Origin of the sequence: Cohnella cholangitidis (assembly GCF_014107495.1) — a bacterium.
Lineage (GTDB): Bacteria > Bacillota > Bacilli > Paenibacillales > Paenibacillaceae > Cohnella > Cohnella cholangitidis.
In genome coordinates this window covers 5,997,767-6,012,434 of record NZ_CP041969.1, presented here as the reverse complement: position 1 = coordinate 6,012,434, position 14,668 = coordinate 5,997,767, and the positions used below count along the sequence as shown (strand labels likewise).

At 49.1% G+C, this 14,668-nt stretch carries 19 protein-coding genes and 1 pseudogene; 5 read left to right on the top strand and 15 right to left on the bottom strand.

Annotated elements, in window-relative coordinates; all coding sequences use genetic code 11:
- Window positions 1–96: 96 nt before the first annotated feature.
- The 6 genes and pseudogenes from FPL14_RS27600 to FPL14_RS30895 all read right to left on the bottom strand — a co-directional run bounded on the left by FPL14_RS27600 (window position 97) and on the right by FPL14_RS30895 (window position 7,175).
- Complete coding sequence (locus FPL14_RS27600; RefSeq protein ID WP_182300728.1) at window positions 97–2,817, bottom strand: S-layer homology domain-containing protein; 2,721 nt, start codon at window positions 2,815–2,817, stop codon at window positions 97–99.
- Between the two features lie 59 nt (window positions 2,818–2,876).
- Window positions 2,877–3,734 (bottom strand): N-acetylmuramoyl-L-alanine amidase, encoded by an 858-nt coding sequence (locus tag FPL14_RS27595; protein WP_407644687.1) that lies wholly within the window; start codon window positions 3,732–3,734, stop codon window positions 2,877–2,879.
- A 270-nt stretch (window positions 3,735–4,004) separates the two neighbouring features.
- Window positions 4,005–4,198: pseudogene (locus FPL14_RS30900) on the bottom strand (copper amine oxidase N-terminal domain-containing protein); the annotation flags it as partial.
- A 366-nt stretch (window positions 4,199–4,564) separates the two neighbouring features.
- Window positions 4,565–5,167, bottom strand: a complete 603-nt coding sequence (gene leuD, locus FPL14_RS27585; protein ID WP_182300725.1) for a 3-isopropylmalate dehydratase small subunit — start codon at window positions 5,165–5,167, stop codon at window positions 4,565–4,567.
- A gap of 16 nt (window positions 5,168–5,183) precedes the next feature.
- Entirely contained in the window at window positions 5,184–6,605 is a 1,422-nt protein-coding gene (gene leuC / locus FPL14_RS27580; protein ID WP_182300724.1) for a 3-isopropylmalate dehydratase large subunit, read from the bottom strand.
- Between the two features lie 309 nt (window positions 6,606–6,914).
- Window positions 6,915–7,175 carry a helix-turn-helix domain-containing protein gene (locus tag FPL14_RS30895; RefSeq protein WP_407644686.1) on the bottom strand — a complete coding sequence of 87 codons (261 nt, stop codon included), beginning with the start codon at window positions 7,173–7,175 and terminating at the stop codon, window positions 6,915–6,917.
- Between the two features lie 37 nt (window positions 7,176–7,212).
- Here FPL14_RS30895 and FPL14_RS27570 point away from each other — a divergent pair, with 37 nt between their 5' ends.
- Entirely contained in the window at window positions 7,213–7,425 is a 213-nt protein-coding gene (locus tag FPL14_RS27570) for a helix-turn-helix domain-containing protein (protein WP_182300722.1), read from the top strand.
- 156 nt (window positions 7,426–7,581) lie between these two features.
- Here FPL14_RS27570 and FPL14_RS27565 read toward each other — a convergent pair whose 3' ends face one another.
- The 3 genes from FPL14_RS27565 to FPL14_RS27555 all read right to left on the bottom strand — a co-directional run bounded on the left by FPL14_RS27565 (window position 7,582) and on the right by FPL14_RS27555 (window position 8,388).
- Complete coding sequence (locus tag FPL14_RS27565) at window positions 7,582–7,920, bottom strand: hypothetical protein (protein WP_182300721.1); 339 nt, start codon at window positions 7,918–7,920, stop codon at window positions 7,582–7,584.
- Window positions 7,917–8,078, bottom strand: a complete 162-nt coding sequence (locus FPL14_RS27560) for a hypothetical protein (protein ID WP_182300720.1) — start codon at window positions 8,076–8,078, stop codon at window positions 7,917–7,919. Before FPL14_RS27560 ends, FPL14_RS27565 begins: the two co-directional genes overlap by 4 nt.
- 88 nt (window positions 8,079–8,166) lie before the next feature.
- Window positions 8,167–8,388: a transcriptional regulator gene (locus FPL14_RS27555; protein WP_182300719.1), complete on the bottom strand. Its 222-nt coding sequence runs from the start codon at window positions 8,386–8,388 to the stop codon at window positions 8,167–8,169.
- A 137-nt stretch (window positions 8,389–8,525) separates the two neighbouring features.
- Between FPL14_RS27555 and FPL14_RS30425 the strand changes: the two genes are divergently transcribed.
- From FPL14_RS30425 to FPL14_RS27540, 4 genes are all read left to right on the top strand, one after another.
- A complete protein-coding gene (locus FPL14_RS30425) occupies window positions 8,526–8,660 on the top strand; it encodes a hypothetical protein (protein WP_267875392.1) in 135 nt (44 codons plus the stop codon).
- Window positions 8,661–8,871: 211 nt separating this feature from the next.
- A complete protein-coding gene (locus FPL14_RS27550; protein WP_182300718.1) occupies window positions 8,872–9,042 on the top strand; it encodes a hypothetical protein in 171 nt (56 codons plus the stop codon).
- A gap of 41 nt (window positions 9,043–9,083) precedes the next feature.
- Entirely contained in the window at window positions 9,084–9,221 is a 138-nt protein-coding gene (locus FPL14_RS27545; RefSeq protein WP_182300717.1) for a hypothetical protein, read from the top strand.
- A 302-nt stretch (window positions 9,222–9,523) separates the two neighbouring features.
- Window positions 9,524–10,375 (top strand): ATP-dependent DNA ligase, encoded by an 852-nt coding sequence (locus tag FPL14_RS27540; protein WP_182300716.1) that lies wholly within the window; start codon window positions 9,524–9,526, stop codon window positions 10,373–10,375.
- A 40-nt stretch (window positions 10,376–10,415) separates the two neighbouring features.
- Here the strand turns inward: FPL14_RS27540 and FPL14_RS27535 are convergent, their stop codons facing one another.
- The 6 genes from FPL14_RS27535 to FPL14_RS27510 all read right to left on the bottom strand — a co-directional run bounded on the left by FPL14_RS27535 (window position 10,416) and on the right by FPL14_RS27510 (window position 14,666).
- Window positions 10,416–11,084, bottom strand: coding sequence for a glycoside hydrolase family 73 protein (locus FPL14_RS27535; protein WP_182300715.1), 669 nt, complete (start codon window positions 11,082–11,084; stop codon window positions 10,416–10,418).
- A complete protein-coding gene (locus FPL14_RS27530) occupies window positions 11,068–11,349 on the bottom strand; it encodes a phage holin family protein (protein WP_182300714.1) in 282 nt (93 codons plus the stop codon). The genes FPL14_RS27535 and FPL14_RS27530 overlap by 17 nt, the downstream gene beginning before the upstream one ends.
- Before the next feature lie 4 nt (window positions 11,350–11,353).
- Window positions 11,354–11,614, bottom strand: a complete 261-nt coding sequence (locus FPL14_RS27525) for a hemolysin XhlA family protein (protein WP_182300713.1) — start codon at window positions 11,612–11,614, stop codon at window positions 11,354–11,356.
- Between the two features lie 76 nt (window positions 11,615–11,690).
- Window positions 11,691–13,796 (bottom strand): glycoside hydrolase family protein, encoded by a 2,106-nt coding sequence (locus tag FPL14_RS27520; RefSeq protein WP_182300712.1) that lies wholly within the window; start codon window positions 13,794–13,796, stop codon window positions 11,691–11,693.
- On the bottom strand, window positions 13,759–13,977 hold the full coding sequence (locus tag FPL14_RS27515; protein WP_182300711.1) for a hypothetical protein: 219 nt from the start codon (window positions 13,975–13,977) through the stop codon (window positions 13,759–13,761). Before FPL14_RS27515 ends, FPL14_RS27520 begins: the two co-directional genes overlap by 38 nt.
- A gap of 83 nt (window positions 13,978–14,060) precedes the next feature.
- Window positions 14,061–14,666, bottom strand: a complete 606-nt coding sequence (locus tag FPL14_RS27510) for a hypothetical protein (protein ID WP_182300710.1) — start codon at window positions 14,664–14,666, stop codon at window positions 14,061–14,063.
- Window positions 14,667–14,668 lie beyond the last annotated feature (2 nt).

The window sequence follows — 14,668 nt, the reverse complement described above, 5'->3', positions numbered from 1 at the left end:
GAAGATCCGTTTGGCGGCAATATGCGCGTCGCCCATGAAAAGCACCCTAGCCATTGCGGCTAGAGTGCTCGGACATTGCTGTTATGCGGTTCCGGCTTACTTGGAAATCTCGATGACTTTGCCGCCGATGAGGTAAAGCGATACGGAATCGTCCCTCTTCAGATCGGCCAGGCTCAACGTCGTCGTTCCCTGATGGATGTAGGCTTTCGGATCAACCGTATACTTGTTCGTCTCGCCGAGCGAGTCGATAAATACGTAAACGGTTTTAGCGTTGTTATCCGTGAACTGAATTTTTTTGCGCACTGCCGGAATAATTTTAATGACCGTCCGATCCGTCTCGTCGACGCGGATTTCTACGCGATCGTCCGTCTGGATCGAAGACAGCGAACCGAGCGTGACGTTATCCTTCGTGACGATCGGCGCGGTCGTGAACGATTTCTTAACCGTTGCGCCTGAGCTCGTCACAACGTCGAGCGAAGAACCAGCGGCGTTAACCGCCGTCACTCTGCCGTAAGTCGTGGACACGGCCTTTGCTTTCACCGGAGTATTTCCTTTGAAAGTAACGTTCAAGAACGAAGGGCTAGCTTGATTCAAATTGCTAAGGCTGATGGAAGCGCCGGTCTCGTCTTGAAGGGCAACCGTGTTCGCGGTTAAGCTCCACTCCTCGATCGCTCCGGTATCCGTGCGCTTAGCGCGCAATTTGTTGTTCGTGAGATCAGCCGTTGCATATTCGAATTGGACGATTTTCTCGACCAACACTTGGATAACTTGTTCTTGCGTTAAATAATCCATGACCGCTGTAACTTTATCTCCGACATGAACGTCCAAGTAAGATTCGTAATTTTGTCCGTAGATTTCCACCGTCGGTGCAAAAGTGGAATACGAGAGCGTAACGTTGTTCGTAGTATCCAATGCAATTTTAAGCGTCCTTGCCGTCACGTTGTTTTCCAACACCGTTCCTGCGTATTGCGACACGATCGAAACATAAGCTATGTTGGAACCCGTATATCCTACGTTAATCTTCTTGCCTTTTGTAATGTAGGTATTCGCTTCTTTTTGCGTAATTTTTTTGCCGTTCAGATCGTATCTTGTCGTCTCGTTCAAGGTCAAAGGAATCTTCTTGTTCGCTGCATCCGTTATGATAAGAATATTATCTTCAGGCAGATAATTGGACACGACGACGCCGTTCAGGAAAGTTACCGATCTGTTCGTGATGGAAATCGCCGATACTTTGCCGCTATCGTTAAGCGTCATGGACACCATATCCCCCTTGAACAGATCATCAAGGGTAACATCCGACAGCCCTTCGATTTTGACGGTGACGTTATCGGCCAAATATTTGGCAGCCAATTCGCCGTTTACGGTGTATTGAATCGTTTTGCCCGCTTTGTCTACCAAGCTGAGTACACCGGTTATCGGAGGCTGTACTTTTTTCGTAATGACCATGCTCGTTACCGAACCGTTCTTGACCTCGTAAGAGATCGCGTCCCCGACCACGAGTTGGTCGAGCGTCAGATTGGCGCTATTGTGCTTAAGCGTTGCGGATGACGCAACCGGATAAGTATCCGTCTTGCCCGCGGAATCTTTCACTTGCATAGACAAGCCCGAAGCGTCCCATACCGCGACGGTGCCCGCGCCCGTTTTGTTCGTAACGGATTGGTTAACGGTAACGGAGAGGATTTTCCCGTCTACGCCGGCTGCCGATTCCACGGTAAATTTAACCGGAACGTTGAGCGGCAGTTGATTAATAGTCAATACTTGTCCGTTAATGTCTTTAATCGTTGGCGGATTCTTACCGTCATAATTAAACGGTTTATAATCGTTATTGATCAAGAAGGTCAACTTGTTTTCCGCTTCCGTCACGAGCGTTAACGTCCCCTCATAGTCTTTCACGTTGGCCGACTCGCCCGTCTGTTCCAGATAACCTACGGTTCCGTCGCTATTGCTGATCAATGTGACGTTGCTATACAACTTCAACGAATCGATCGTGCTAGTTGCTTCCGATTTGTATCCGTAGATGGAAGCAGACGGAGATAGCGTGTACTCTTTAACGACTCCGTCCGGATGGCGCAACGTGATCTTATTGGCGGCGACAGCCGTCAGCGTCCCGACGACCTGGCCGGAATAGGCGACGGAAATTTTGTCTTCCGCGCGGCTGAACAGCGTAGACGCCATCTCGCGCGTAACGGTACCAAGCGGATCGAATTTCGTAGCCGTAATGCCGGTAATGAGGCCGGACGATACAGCGACGTTAACGTAACCTTTCAGTGCGGCGTCAATCTTCGCATCGTCGCCGAATGCGGTGTTCTGCGACTTGGCAAGCTCGGCCTCGGCTTCTTTGCCGATCGCGCGAACGAGCAGACGAGTCATCCACTCTCTTGTTGCCGGGCTGCTCCCCCACTCTTTTCCTTTTTCTTTTTCCGCCAATTCGGTCTCTTCGCCGATGAGCAGAATTTTTTTCTTCAGGGCTAGCTTTATGTAAGGCTTATAGTCTTCTTTAATGACCAATACGCTCGGGAATACGAGCGCTTCCGTTTTATTGACTTCTTCTTCTACCCCCATGAAACGCAACGCAATAATAACCGCTTCTTGGCGAGTCACTTGCTTGGACGGGCTGAACGTTCCGGCTGCACTACCCGAACCGCCCTTAAGAATTCCTTGCAAAGCCAATTTAGTAATGTGTTTCTCCGCCCAACCGGGCTTAACATCGGAGAAAGGCGAGGCAGCGGATGCGGAAGAATCGGTCCAGGAAACCCCCGTGATCACAAGCGATGCTGCCAACAAGCCGGTAACGCTCTTCGAAACTTTCTTCTTCATCGTCAAATAGTCCCCTCTCCCTAGATACACATATACCGGCCCCTGTTGGGGCGGATGGTTTAAGATAATTTCAACTGCATTTTAATGCCTTTAGCGATAGCTTGAGCGACGCGGTCTTGCAGCTCGTTCGTCCACAATTGCGGTTCGTCGATCTTGCTCGACAGGTAACCGACTTCCAGCAAAATCGCCGGCATCGTCGTCTTCCTGGTTACGCTTAAGCTTTTATAACGTACGCCGTTATCCTTGAGCCCGGTAACCGGCGCGTACAAAGAGTGCATGAGATTCGCGAACTCTTTGCTGTCCTCTCTTGTATAATAAGTTTCCGTTCCGTTAGTAGACGCCGTGTAGCTGTTGGCGTGTACCGACAAGAACAGATCCGCTTGCACGGCATTCGCGAGCGCCGATCTCGAATCCAACGTCGGGAAGGAATCGTCGGAGCGCGTAAGGATGAGCTTGATTCTCTCGTCATTCGCAAGCAAGTCTCGAACTTTCAAAATTACGGATAGATTAAAATCTTTTTCCGGCCGTTTCGTTATGCTGATCGCTCCGGGATCCGTACCGCCATGTCCCGCGTCCAATACGACCGTGTAGATCGACTTGTCCGCGACCGGTTTCTTAAGGATGATTCTAAGCTCGCTGGCGAGAGCGTCGTTCACAATTTCGTAATCCCAGCTTTGAGCCAAATCCAGCACGAAACGCGGCGATTTGACGGAGTCTCCGAACATCGAATATCGAACGGACTGCAGCGCTTCATGATCCGTTACGAGAAACTTCCCTTCGCTCGCCAACGTGAAATCGACGGCTGGCACGAAGCTTCCGGAATACTGAGTATTCGGCACGTCGACGACGATCCGCTTCGGATTGTCCAGCTTAAACGAGTTCGGCGAGATCAAGCCGTCGTATTTCAACACGACCATATCGGTCTCGTAACGAACCTCCAGCAGATTGCCGGTCACGTTCGGAATAACCGGCGGAACTGTCGTCGTTGGAGGAACTTCCGTCTCTCCGCCTTCCGACTCGCCCTCTTCCGGATCAACGACGCCTATCAACCCGCCATCCGGCGGATCGGTCGGTTTAGGCTCTTCCGTGTTACCGCTTTCGTTGCTATTGGATGAGAATAGAAAAGCAGATTTAATTTGATTATCCCAGAAAACTTGGACGCCTAGCGATTCGCCCAGAAATCTAAGAGGAATAAGTACGTTTTTGGAAACCAACGTAGGCGCCTTGACCATCTCCGTCGGTTTGTTATCGAGATAAGCCGTTTTCTTATCTAACGTCATGACCATTTCTTGGATCCACTCGATACCGTAACCTGCTTCTTCTTATTGTCGTAATCTACCTTGTATCCCAGGCTTGACGTTGCGATCCGCACCGGGATCATCACCGTCGAATCCATCACGACCGGGGGAACTTGGGGCTCTAATGCTTTGCCGTCCAGAATCAGTTTAGGCGTCAGCGCTTCCGCTTTGGCGGCGCTAACGATGCCTGCACTCAGGAACAGCATGCCAGTGACGACGAACAACAAGACCAACCACTTCTTCATGCTTCACCTCGATGTCAAAAAAGATTTGCGAACGCTGCCGAAATATGTACGAGCGTAACGGCTTGTCCACGAATCATTAGACGCATCGGAGGAAGAAAAGTTGCGAAACGGAGGAAAAAAAGACCCATTGTCCCGAAATTTGCCGAATCGGAGACAAAAGGCCTTTCCAACTGCCGATATCGGCAATTTATTACAATTTACGAGTTATGCGTTAGCGGCAGCGGCGCGTTTCGCTTCGTATGCCGTAATCGCGGATTCATGCTTAAGCGTAAGGCCGATATCGTCCAAACCTTGCAGCAAAAACTGGCGGCGATGCTCGTCAAGATCGAACGGAATGTTCAGTCCTTCTCCATCCGTAATGACTTTGTTCTCCAAGTCGACGTTAAGCGTGTAACCTTCTTTTGCTTCCGTACGCTTGAACAGGTCATCGACTTGCTCTTCGCTTAGCTTGATCGGCAGAATTCCGTTCTTAAAGCAGTTATTGTAGAAAATATCCGCGAAAGACGGTGCGATAATGCAACGGAAGCCGTAATCCATAATTGCCCACGGAGCATGCTCGCGGGAAGATCCGCAGCCGAAGTTGGCACGTGACAGCAAGACGGATGCGCCTTGATAGCGCGGTTTGTTGAGATTGAACTCGGGAATGACGTTGCCTTGCTCATCCCATCTCCACTCGAAGAACAAGAACTGGCCGAAACCGCTTCTCTCGATTCTCTTCAAAAATTGTTTAGGAATGATTGCATCCGTATCTACGTTAACCCGGTCGACCGGGGCGACAAGTCCGTTTAATTTAACAAAAGCTTCCATGTAGTTGTTCCTCCTCTTACGCCTTCACTTCGGATTTGAAATCCCACGTGCGAACGTCTACGAAACGTCCTTGAACCGCGGCTGCCGCCGCCATTTCAGGAGACACGAGATGCGTGCGTCCGCCGCGGCCTTGACGGCCTTCGAAGTTACGGTTGGACGTCGATGCGCAGCGTTGGCCTGGTTTAAGAACGTCCGGGTTCATCGCCAAGCACATGCTGCATCCCGCTTCGCGCCATTCGAAGCCCGCTTCCGTGAACACTTTATCCAAGCCTTCTTTTTCCGCTTGAATCTTAACGCGTCCGGAACCGGGAACGACGATCGCGGTTACTTTCGAGCTAACCTTGTGACCGCGCGCTACGGAAGCCGCGGCTCTCAAATCCTCGATGCGGCCGTTCGTGCAAGAACCGATAAAGACGTAATCGATCTCGATGTCCGTCATTGGAGTACCCGGCTTCAGATCCATGTACTCAAGCGCGCTGGCAGCCGCTTTGCGCTCGTTCTCCGTAGGAAGATTTTCAGGTACCGGCACAGTCGAAGTAATGCCCGTTCCCATGCCCGGGCTAGTGCCCCAAGTGACTTGCGGAATCAAGGAATCCACGTCGAAGTCGATTACGGAATCGAACTCCGCGCCTTCGTCCGTAACAAGAGCTTTCCATTGTTCGACGGCAGCGTCGAATGCCGCGCCTTGAGGAGCGTATTCGCGACCGCGCAAATATTCGAAAGTCGTTTCGTCCGGAGCGATCAAGCCCGCGCGAGCGCCGGCTTCGATGGACATGTTGCAGACGGTCATCCGCTCTTCCATCGAAAGCGCGCGAATCGCTTCTCCCGTATATTCCATAACATAACCCGTTCCGAAGTCCGTGCCGTACTTAGCGATCAGTCCGAGGATCATGTCTTTCGCGGTAATTCCCGGTTTGCGTTTGCCGTTAAAACGAATAACCATCGTTTTCGCTTTCGCTTGTTGCAAACATTGCGTAGCGAGTACGTGTTCCACTTCGCTCGTTCCGATACCGAATGCCAATGCTCCGAAAGCGCCGTGAGTAGACGTGTGGCTGTCTCCGCACACGATCGTTTTGCCCGGATGGGTCAAGCCCAGTTCAGGCCCCATAACGTGAACGACGCCTTGGTCGATCGTGTTCAAGTCGTACAGTTTGACGCCGAACTCTTGGCAGTTAGCCGTCAAAGTATCGACTTGCTGCTTGGAGATCGGATCGGAGATGTTGAAACGGTCTTTCGTCGGTACGTTGTGGTCCATTGTCGCGAATGTCAGCTCTGGACGTCTTACTTTGCGTCCGGACATACGCAAGCCTTCGAATGCTTGCGGAGAAGTTACTTCGTGCACCAAGTGAAGGTCGATGTAAAGGATGCTAGGCTTTCCTTGTTCAGCGACGATGACGTGGTTGTTCCAAATTTTCTCGAACATTGTTTGTTTACTCATGTCTCTGTTCACCCCAATAGGACTTCTTTTAAGAGAAAGTTCATGTCGCCATCCGTACTCGACGGTACTTTATCGCGATTTTCGTTGAACTCATACTCTAGCTTGCTCCTATATTAACATTTCTTCTTTCATTGTTCCAAGATATAATATCTATAAGGTTAATAGGTACAGACTATTCCACAGCAATCCGGAGCCACCGGATTGCTTTATTATTGCTGATTTTAATGGCTCTCGCTAGGTATCGAATATTGCCAATCGGAAAGACTTTGTGGGCAATATGTGGGCGTGTTTTGGAAGAGTCTCGTTGCCTTACATTATTTGATCAGCAGAGATGCCGTACAGTTTACACAGTTTATAGACGACACTACATGGAGTTATATCAGGATTTAGTTCATAATTGATTAATTCTTTGCAGGGGATGCCGATGTGGTTTGAAACGTCTTCAATTGTGAAATTGAATTTCTTCCTTGCATCGACGAGCGAAATTTTATCTCGATTATTTAGATGAATAGTGTCCCCCTCGCTTTCCAGTGTTATAATTACAAGGTAATAATCAAACAATAGGAGCATACCTTGCATGTACATCTCCCGAGGGAGATGCTTGCTATTGAACAAGATCATCGAGAGAGGTTGGACCCAGACTCATTACGCTCGACTTACGGGGCGTCACAAACGCATGATATCTCATTTCTGTGCAGATGAACGAGCGATGCAGCCAGAAGATATCCATGCCGCTTGTCTGATCTTTGGTTGCGATGAGAGTGAGTTGCATGAATGGGTCATTAACGAAGATTACTTGTCGGAGCAAGCAGCGGATTAATCCGCACCTCCTTTGGTGTAGTTGTGAGCTAATAGCTCCAAGTAAATCAAAATTAAACCGAAATACTTGTCACATGCTGTCGAAACTTGTCTAGGACTACTGTCTAAAAATAATCCTTAGTCAATTCGATCATTTTATGTAAAACAACGCCCCGGATTAGTCTCCGGGGTTACTTCGTTTCAATGCACGTTCTAGGTCTCCCATGATCGCCCGCATATGTAAATGAAGATCATCCTGGCTAATCTCGTGTTCGCCTCTTTGACCTCTCATTGAATAACGATAAATACCTTCCACTGTTGGCTGATCTGCTACCCACATTTTATTAGCTCGAAGCGTCTCTCTGGAGCGATCCAATTCGGCGACAATCACCCGGCCTGTATATTTGGCTGCCAGCAAATTTATGCCTGAGCATTTGGTTACTTCCTCTTTTGCGATCTCCACGAGCCTCAACAACGCGACATGATGGTTCAATGCGATTATCGGATCAAAGCTCATGACACGACACCCGCGATCTCGTCGATTGGATACCATGCGCCGGACAGGTTTACGCGATCGTCGTCCATCTCCTCTACGATACCGATAACCGGTTCACCATGAACGATAACACCTATAGGCTCTTGAAAATTAAGGGATAGCGTTAGCAGCTCTTCCATGATGTTCGCCTCCAAATAGGAACATTTGTTCTTATAATATATTACGAACGTTTGTTCTTATCAAGTGCAAATAAAAAAGCCCTGGACTCTACTCGTCGGGGCTCTCTTCTGTGTATTCGATTCCGTCGCGTTTCATTTGTTCGATAACTGCTTTAAGAATGTAGGCGTTCCGGCTTATCCCCACTTTTTCGGCTGCTGAGTCGATGACCTCACGACCGCCTTTACGAACAGTGAATTTTACTTGATCGTAGTGAGCCGCATTGTACTTTTCCTTTGCCCGAGTGGCTGCGTTTTGCTTCTTATCCTCCAATATCCTCACATCCTTTATCCTCATAATACCAAACAAAACATACTGGTACAAGTACATAAACACTTGACTTTATACTGGTACCAGTATATAATAAAGATAGAAGGTGAACGAAGCACCTTCGGAAAGGGGAAATGCGGATGGAACAACTGATGGGCTTAGTTACTTCCTTCATTAACTTGACGATCGCAATCGTGAACTACCGGACGATGCGAGAGCTCAAGAAAATGAAAGATGCAGACCGCGGGAACGGACTGCATCGCTGGAAGAACTAACACACACGGTAAGCGGGGCGAGTAAGTCATCCCCTCTTACTTCCCATCATAATCCATTCGAGAATATAGATCAATAATTCGAAAGGAGGAACTGGTTTGGAGAAGTTGACGGCAGGCATAAGCATAGCAACTATCATCATCTGCATAATCACATTGGTCATCAAGACAAGGCGAGATCGTAAATAATCCACAGTGGTAGGAGGGAAGCGGGATGGCAGGACAACTTAATTCGCATGACCAGTATTTGATAGAGATCGCATTATCAAGATTCATTGATGACCTCGGACCGGATGCAATGAAAAATAGGCACGTCGAAGCGCGGAAGCAGGAAGTTGCGAAAGTACTTGAAAAAGTCAAGTCAATGGAAGTCGTTCAAGTTTAATCACCGGAGCCCTTCGGGGCTCCCGAGGAGGTATAAGAGTAATGCTACAACAAAGGATTTCTGATTTGATGGAAGCCATTGAAGTTTTGGAGGATGGTGGTCATGAATATGCGGTGAGTGTTCTGAAATCGAAATTACGCGAAATTCAAGCACAAATTAACGATCCCGACGCGCTATAAGTACACCCGCCTGATGAGTCCGTAGCGGTAACGGACGAAACACGGACGCCTAACGCGTCCTGTCGCGGATATCCGCCACGAGGGAGCAGCGCATGCCCCCCTTTACATAGATGCTCTTTGAAAATAAAAAAGCCCCAGCTTTCGCCAGGGCTCCTTTATACCGGTGCTTCCGGATTTGCTTAAATCATATCATTCTATCCACATATTGTAAACGGTGGATATGGGATAACTTACCGACATCTCACTGCACTCCCAAATGATACAATCAGTATATCAACTTTGATATACGGACGGTGTGCTCCATGTTCCTCGAACCAATGCTCCTTACTAAACGCGAATCTCCATTCGACGACGATCGCTACTTATATGAACCCAAAATAGACGGCCACCGGCTTATCCTTTCGATGGAGAACGGGGCCGTCCGTCTTTTTACTCGCCACAATAACGATGTGACCCTCCAATACCCGGAGCTCCATAACGTACCGATCGACGATACCTCCGACGTCGTCCTGGACGGCGAGGTGGCTTGCCTGAACCCCGAGACCGGAACGATAGAGTTTGAACTCGTCATGGAGCGTTTCGCAAAGCGTAGGCCGATCTCAATCCAGCAAGCCATGGTTCGTCAGCCGGTTCATTTTTATGTATTCGATATTCTTCGGTACCGCGGGCGCGACTTGCGGGCGCTGCCACTCACGGAGCGTAAGCGGATCCTGCAACAAGTAATCACGCCCTCCTCTTTCGTAACTCCTGTCATGAGCGTTCCGGGTGCTGGTAACGCACTATTTGAAGTGATCAAGGAAAAACAGCTCGAAGGGATCGTCGCGAAGAAAAAGTGCAGCAAATACGTAGGCCGCCGTGATGCGAATTGGATAAAAATTATCAATTATACGTACGCTATCGTTCAGATCGCGGGCTACCGTAAGAATCAATTCGGATGGCTTCTGCAGCATCAAGACAGGGCAGTTGGGCTTCTTGAGTTAGCCGTTCCCTCCTCGCATAAGAAAGCTTTCTACGGCGTAGCTAAAGCGTTAGTAACTGGTGAAGATCGTGACTTTGTATATGTGGATAAAAAGTTAAGCGCTCGAGTTAGATTCCGGAATTGGACACGGGCAGGGATGCTGCGGACGCCGGAGTTTGTGGATTTCGTAGTATAAACTAAAATAGCCCGAGAGCCGAAGCCCCCGGGCTGATTCATTACTTACGTGCCATCACCATCGTATTTAGCCAGGTTAGCTCCGAAACTGTAAGCTCACCCTTCTCGGCTTTCACAACCCACTCTTGTCCGATTGTTTTATTTGAGGCTAGCTGTTTAAGTGCGTTAACCAGCATGGTTTGTTGTGTCTTTGTCAGCTTCATTTCCTTTTCATCCTCCCCGGCCAATGCCACCGGCGCATCATATTTGGTCAAGTCATACGTCTTGATCGTCGCCAGCAGCTTGTCGGCGTACTTCGGATCGGTCGCGTATCCGCAAGCCTGGAGCATCTTGCATTGTTCCTCCGGTGTCTTGCCGGCGCGCACGCGGGCATATCGGCTCAGATCAAACAACAAGTCCTGATCCTTGTAATAGTGGTAGATCGACTTGTAAGCTCGCCAGTTGGCCGTCGTGCTAACCTCTTTACCACCATAGACCTCTTTGGTCGCGGTGTTGACGCTGCTACCTTCCCACCATGGCGTAGGCTTTCCACTACCGACCTTGTAGCCGCCGAGGTTGTGCCAGCTCGGAACCTTTCCGCCCGTCTCGTGCCAGCTCTGTGCGATCCGGACAGAGGGCAGCAATCTGCCACCCTCCCGATGCACCTGCATGACGATCGGGGCGACGAGCGCGATAAAGGCGCTGGAGCTGTACTTAGTGTAGGTCGCCATCTTTGCTAGTCGCCTCCTTGGCTTGCTTAAAAGCCTGATGCCCCGCGACGGCAACCGCACCCACAAGAATGCCTTGGATAACCGCTTCAACCGTAAATCCGATTACGCCACCCGCCAGCAGAACTGCCGCAACAATGACAATAAAAAGGATCGACCAGTCCGGGATCCGCGGCGTTCGCTTAAGCCCGTTGCCGATAACCCAACATGCAGCCAACACGACAAGCAACCTTGCATCAATAAATCCAGCGATAGTTCCCCAATCCATAAGATCAGCCTCCATTAAATTTAGTTAGCCCCGTAATCACGGCCGCGATGATAGCTCCTACAAGGGTGCGCCATAGCCAGCGTTGATTATCCGCGATCTCGTTTACTCTTAGATGTGCCGATTTTGAGGATTGCAGGGCTTCTATTGCTTTGTCCCTGGCTTCTTCGGCGGTCTCGCGAACATCTGTCATCGCGTCGATCTTTGTTTCAAGTCGGACTACACGCTCACGAATATCTGATAAAACCCGTACCTCTTCATTTGACAACCGCCCCGCCTCCTCAAATTAAAGAGTCCCGCCGTAGCGGAGCCCTTCGGTTTATTGCGTATAATCGTCCTGTTGCCTACCAATTTACTTCGATATAGGCGTCATAAATCGTCAGTGTACCCGACCCGGAGGTAACATGCGCTGTTAGACTCATCAAAAGTGGTCCGTTGCCGATAGACGACATAGTCATTGCTTTACTAAAGAGATTTGTCCCGGTGGTCGCCACGTTTTGCACCCCTGTATCCGTACTACCGATCACCACTCTCACGTTTCCGCTACCCGACGCGATCCCAGCCACAAACTTAAATGTAAAAGTTGCTCCGGGCGGGAATGCGTCCTTACCGGGGAAGGTACTATATGCGTAGGTTCCCCAAGACGTTGAAGATACGGCAAGGCCGGCCTGTCCGAAGTTGGCCAACGGGATAATCTGTTTTCGTGGCGATGATGTCGCTGGGTCAGGATAATAATCTACGATATCGTGTGCCTTTATGATCCCATCCAGCTTTAAGAATCTTGGATTTTCACGGCTACGAAAATCCCATTTGTACTCGGTCGCGGATCGTGCCATCCCTAGAAACGGGCTACGATTTTGAACCACCTGAAGCGCGTTAAGGCTCGGTCCCTGAGCAATGAAAGTTGTCTCGAGAAGATACCCGCCTATTGTAGTTCCAACGTTTCCGAGCTGAAATGCTGTGCCATAAGCGGTATAAACCCCATCCTCAAAATCCAGGTGGAAGATGTTGAGGGATCCGTTTTCCAATCCTAGAATCGTTGATCCAGCCACCGTTGTATACCCGCGCAATAATGGTTGGTCCAGTAGAATATCCGTCGAGTTGACTATAGTTTGGATCGTGTTGAATTCGAAATTGTTTGTATTACTCTCGTCAGCGATTACAATGGTCGCTCCCGCTGCAAAAGCAGATGTCGAAGCGACTTTAACAGTCTTGCTGCCCGTTGTAGCATTAGCGGTAAGTGCTTGGCTCTGGTTTTTACGTGTCATAATCGGATTGTCTGGACTCTTTGTGTAAACCCCTTCCGGGTTGGAAAAGGTGACGTATCCCGTCTTTTGGCGCTCTCCCGTTTTAAACCCAGCGTAAAAGAGATGATAGGTCGAACCGATTTTAGTAATATGCGTCGGTTGGATAAAGTTGTCGTCCCATGCACCAGATGACCCGAGCGAAACGACCTTACCATGCAACGTCCAAGATATACCGTTCGAGGAGTAAGCATAATAGATTTCGAGTCCTGCGAATCCACTTGTCCCCCCAGCAAACCACATCTTAAACTCCCTGCCTGTATCCTCGGGCTCGTACAGGACGTTAGGGCTCAACTGATAGTTATTTAGTCCAAAGTTTAACGGGTAACTTGGATGTCGAACCCAATTGGATTTTTTGTTTCCGAGACTCGTTTTTTTAAGGTCGAGTGTCGCCAGCCCGATACGATAGACGTTGCTTGACTCATTACTGTGCCCTGAGTACCACATGTAGATCATATCGCCCACACTAATAATACAAGGGTCTTTTACATTATTGCGGTCAAAGTCGCCGTTAACTCCTGTCGGTTCAAAAGCGATATCCTGTTGGACGATGTAATGCTTTTTATCTCTGGTAGCAGCGAGTCCGATAGCGTAGCTGCTCGCCATTTGCCCTTTTAGATTCCCGTTTCCATTAAAGGCGACTAGATGCGTCACACCATCCGCCTTATGCGCAGCAACATCATCTATTACTTGATCAAGCGCTGGAATTGGATCAGCCCCATCGGGATTATGGGAGCTGCCATGTGCGCCGGGTGTCGCTGTTCCGGTTGCGGTAATGGTCATTTTCTTTGTCGTCGGATTTGTTGTGACCGTGATACCTGTTCCACCTTCAACAGTCAGCGTGTCCTCGGGAATGTCTGCAGCTACATCGTTAACGTGTGAGAATCCGGGCTTATTCTTCTGGGCCTCGGCTTCGATCCCGTTAAGTTTGGTCTTATCAGCAGCAGAAATAAACCCCGCTTCCGATGTCGTGGCATTTCCGTGAGATGATCCGCGCGAACCAATATGTGCTGTTAGGTCTGTCCCGACGCTCGCAGGAGCCTTACCGTCCACGTCGTCTTGAACGGCTTGAAATCCATCGGTGATTTTCTGGTACTCCGCGCTGATATTATTCGCTCCGACTAGATTCGCGTATCTGTTCGCCATCTTGTTCCACTCCTTTCTTCAATTGGTTGAGCCTTCGCTCGATCGCTTCTTGGACGCCTATAAGAATCGCTTCTTCTTGACCTGGATGATAAGGAGTTACGGCCATGATAGCCGCGCATATCTCCGGGACCGGATTAAGTGGATCAAGTTCGACCTTTACAACAGGTTGGACTTTTGCCAATACGATCGCCTCCTCAGAACGTTTGTTTGCAAGGAAAATCCTCCCAACGAAAAAGACGCCCCATTTAGGAGCGTCCTTCTGATTTATTTGGATTGTAGTTGTGCTTTTTGAGCTTCGAGATCTGTTATTTGCTTATCGTACTCGATGATTTTTGCCTCGAGATCGGAGAGTTCCTGTTTCGCATCATCGACAATCTTTTGGAGCTCGGCAACCTTTTCTTTTTGCTTCTGGTATGCCGGTACTGTAGTATCTGTGAAGGAATCGAGTAGCTGTTGTGCGTTTACCAATGGCTTATACGGCTCTGAAAGACCGGCTTCCATTCGGTCGCGCTTTTTGATTGCGTTATCACGCAGTCCAGTTACACTACGGATCTGGTCATCCAATGATGCGATTTTATCCGAAATGTCTGGACCTGTCGGGACTTCCGTTGTCAACGAAACCCCTCCTTCTTTAACCTCTATTCCTGCCTTAAATGCATTAGCAATATCCCGTACAGGAAGATAGGTTTTATTTGAAATAACTACGCCTGTTCCGATGTCATTGCCGTTTAATTCTACCGTTAATTCGCCTGTCACCTTTTTGCCAATGTTAGAGATTGTTTCTCCGAAGGCTTGTCCCGAGTACATCAGTACAGCGCCTATAACAATACCGACAGCGTATTTTCTAAAATCTTTGATATTTTTCCTCATTA

Excerpts from the sequence above, each read along its gene's own strand:
- leuC (WP_182300724.1), bottom strand. The coding sequence starts at position 6,605 with ATGAGTAAACAAACAATGTTCGAGAAAATTTGGAACAACCACGTCATC.
- FPL14_RS27595 (WP_407644687.1), bottom strand. The coding sequence starts at position 3,734 with ATGGTCGTGTTGAAATACGACGGCTTGATCTCGCCGAACTCGTTTAAG.
- FPL14_RS27545 (WP_182300717.1), top strand. The coding sequence starts at position 9,084 with ATGCTACAACAAAGGATTTCTGATTTGATGGAAGCCATTGAAGTTTTG.
- FPL14_RS30425 (WP_267875392.1), top strand. The coding sequence starts at position 8,526 with ATGGAACAACTGATGGGCTTAGTTACTTCCTTCATTAACTTGACGATC.
- FPL14_RS27560 (WP_182300720.1), bottom strand. The coding sequence starts at position 8,078 with ATGGAAGAGCTGCTAACGCTATCCCTTAATTTTCAAGAGCCTATAGGT.
- FPL14_RS27535 (WP_182300715.1), bottom strand. The coding sequence starts at position 11,084 with ATGGCGACCTACACTAAGTACAGCTCCAGCGCCTTTATCGCGCTCGTC.
- FPL14_RS27565 (WP_182300721.1), bottom strand. The coding sequence starts at position 7,920 with ATGAGCTTTGATCCGATAATCGCATTGAACCATCATGTCGCGTTGTTG.
- FPL14_RS27530 (WP_182300714.1), bottom strand. The coding sequence starts at position 11,349 with ATGGATTGGGGAACTATCGCTGGATTTATTGATGCAAGGTTGCTTGTC.
- FPL14_RS27600 (WP_182300728.1), bottom strand. The coding sequence starts at position 2,817 with ATGAAGAAGAAAGTTTCGAAGAGCGTTACCGGCTTGTTGGCAGCATCG.
- leuD (WP_182300725.1), bottom strand. The coding sequence starts at position 5,167 with ATGGAAGCTTTTGTTAAATTAAACGGACTTGTCGCCCCGGTCGACCGG.
- FPL14_RS27540 (WP_182300716.1), top strand. The coding sequence starts at position 9,524 with ATGTTCCTCGAACCAATGCTCCTTACTAAACGCGAATCTCCATTCGAC.
- FPL14_RS27510 (WP_182300710.1), bottom strand. The coding sequence starts at position 14,666 with ATGAGGAAAAATATCAAAGATTTTAGAAAATACGCTGTCGGTATTGTT.
- FPL14_RS30895 (WP_407644686.1), bottom strand. The coding sequence starts at position 7,175 with ATGCTCCTATTGTTTGATTATTACCTTGTAATTATAACACTGGAAAGC.
- FPL14_RS27550 (WP_182300718.1), top strand. The coding sequence starts at position 8,872 with ATGGCAGGACAACTTAATTCGCATGACCAGTATTTGATAGAGATCGCA.
- FPL14_RS27520 (WP_182300712.1), bottom strand. The coding sequence starts at position 13,796 with ATGGCGAACAGATACGCGAATCTAGTCGGAGCGAATAATATCAGCGCG.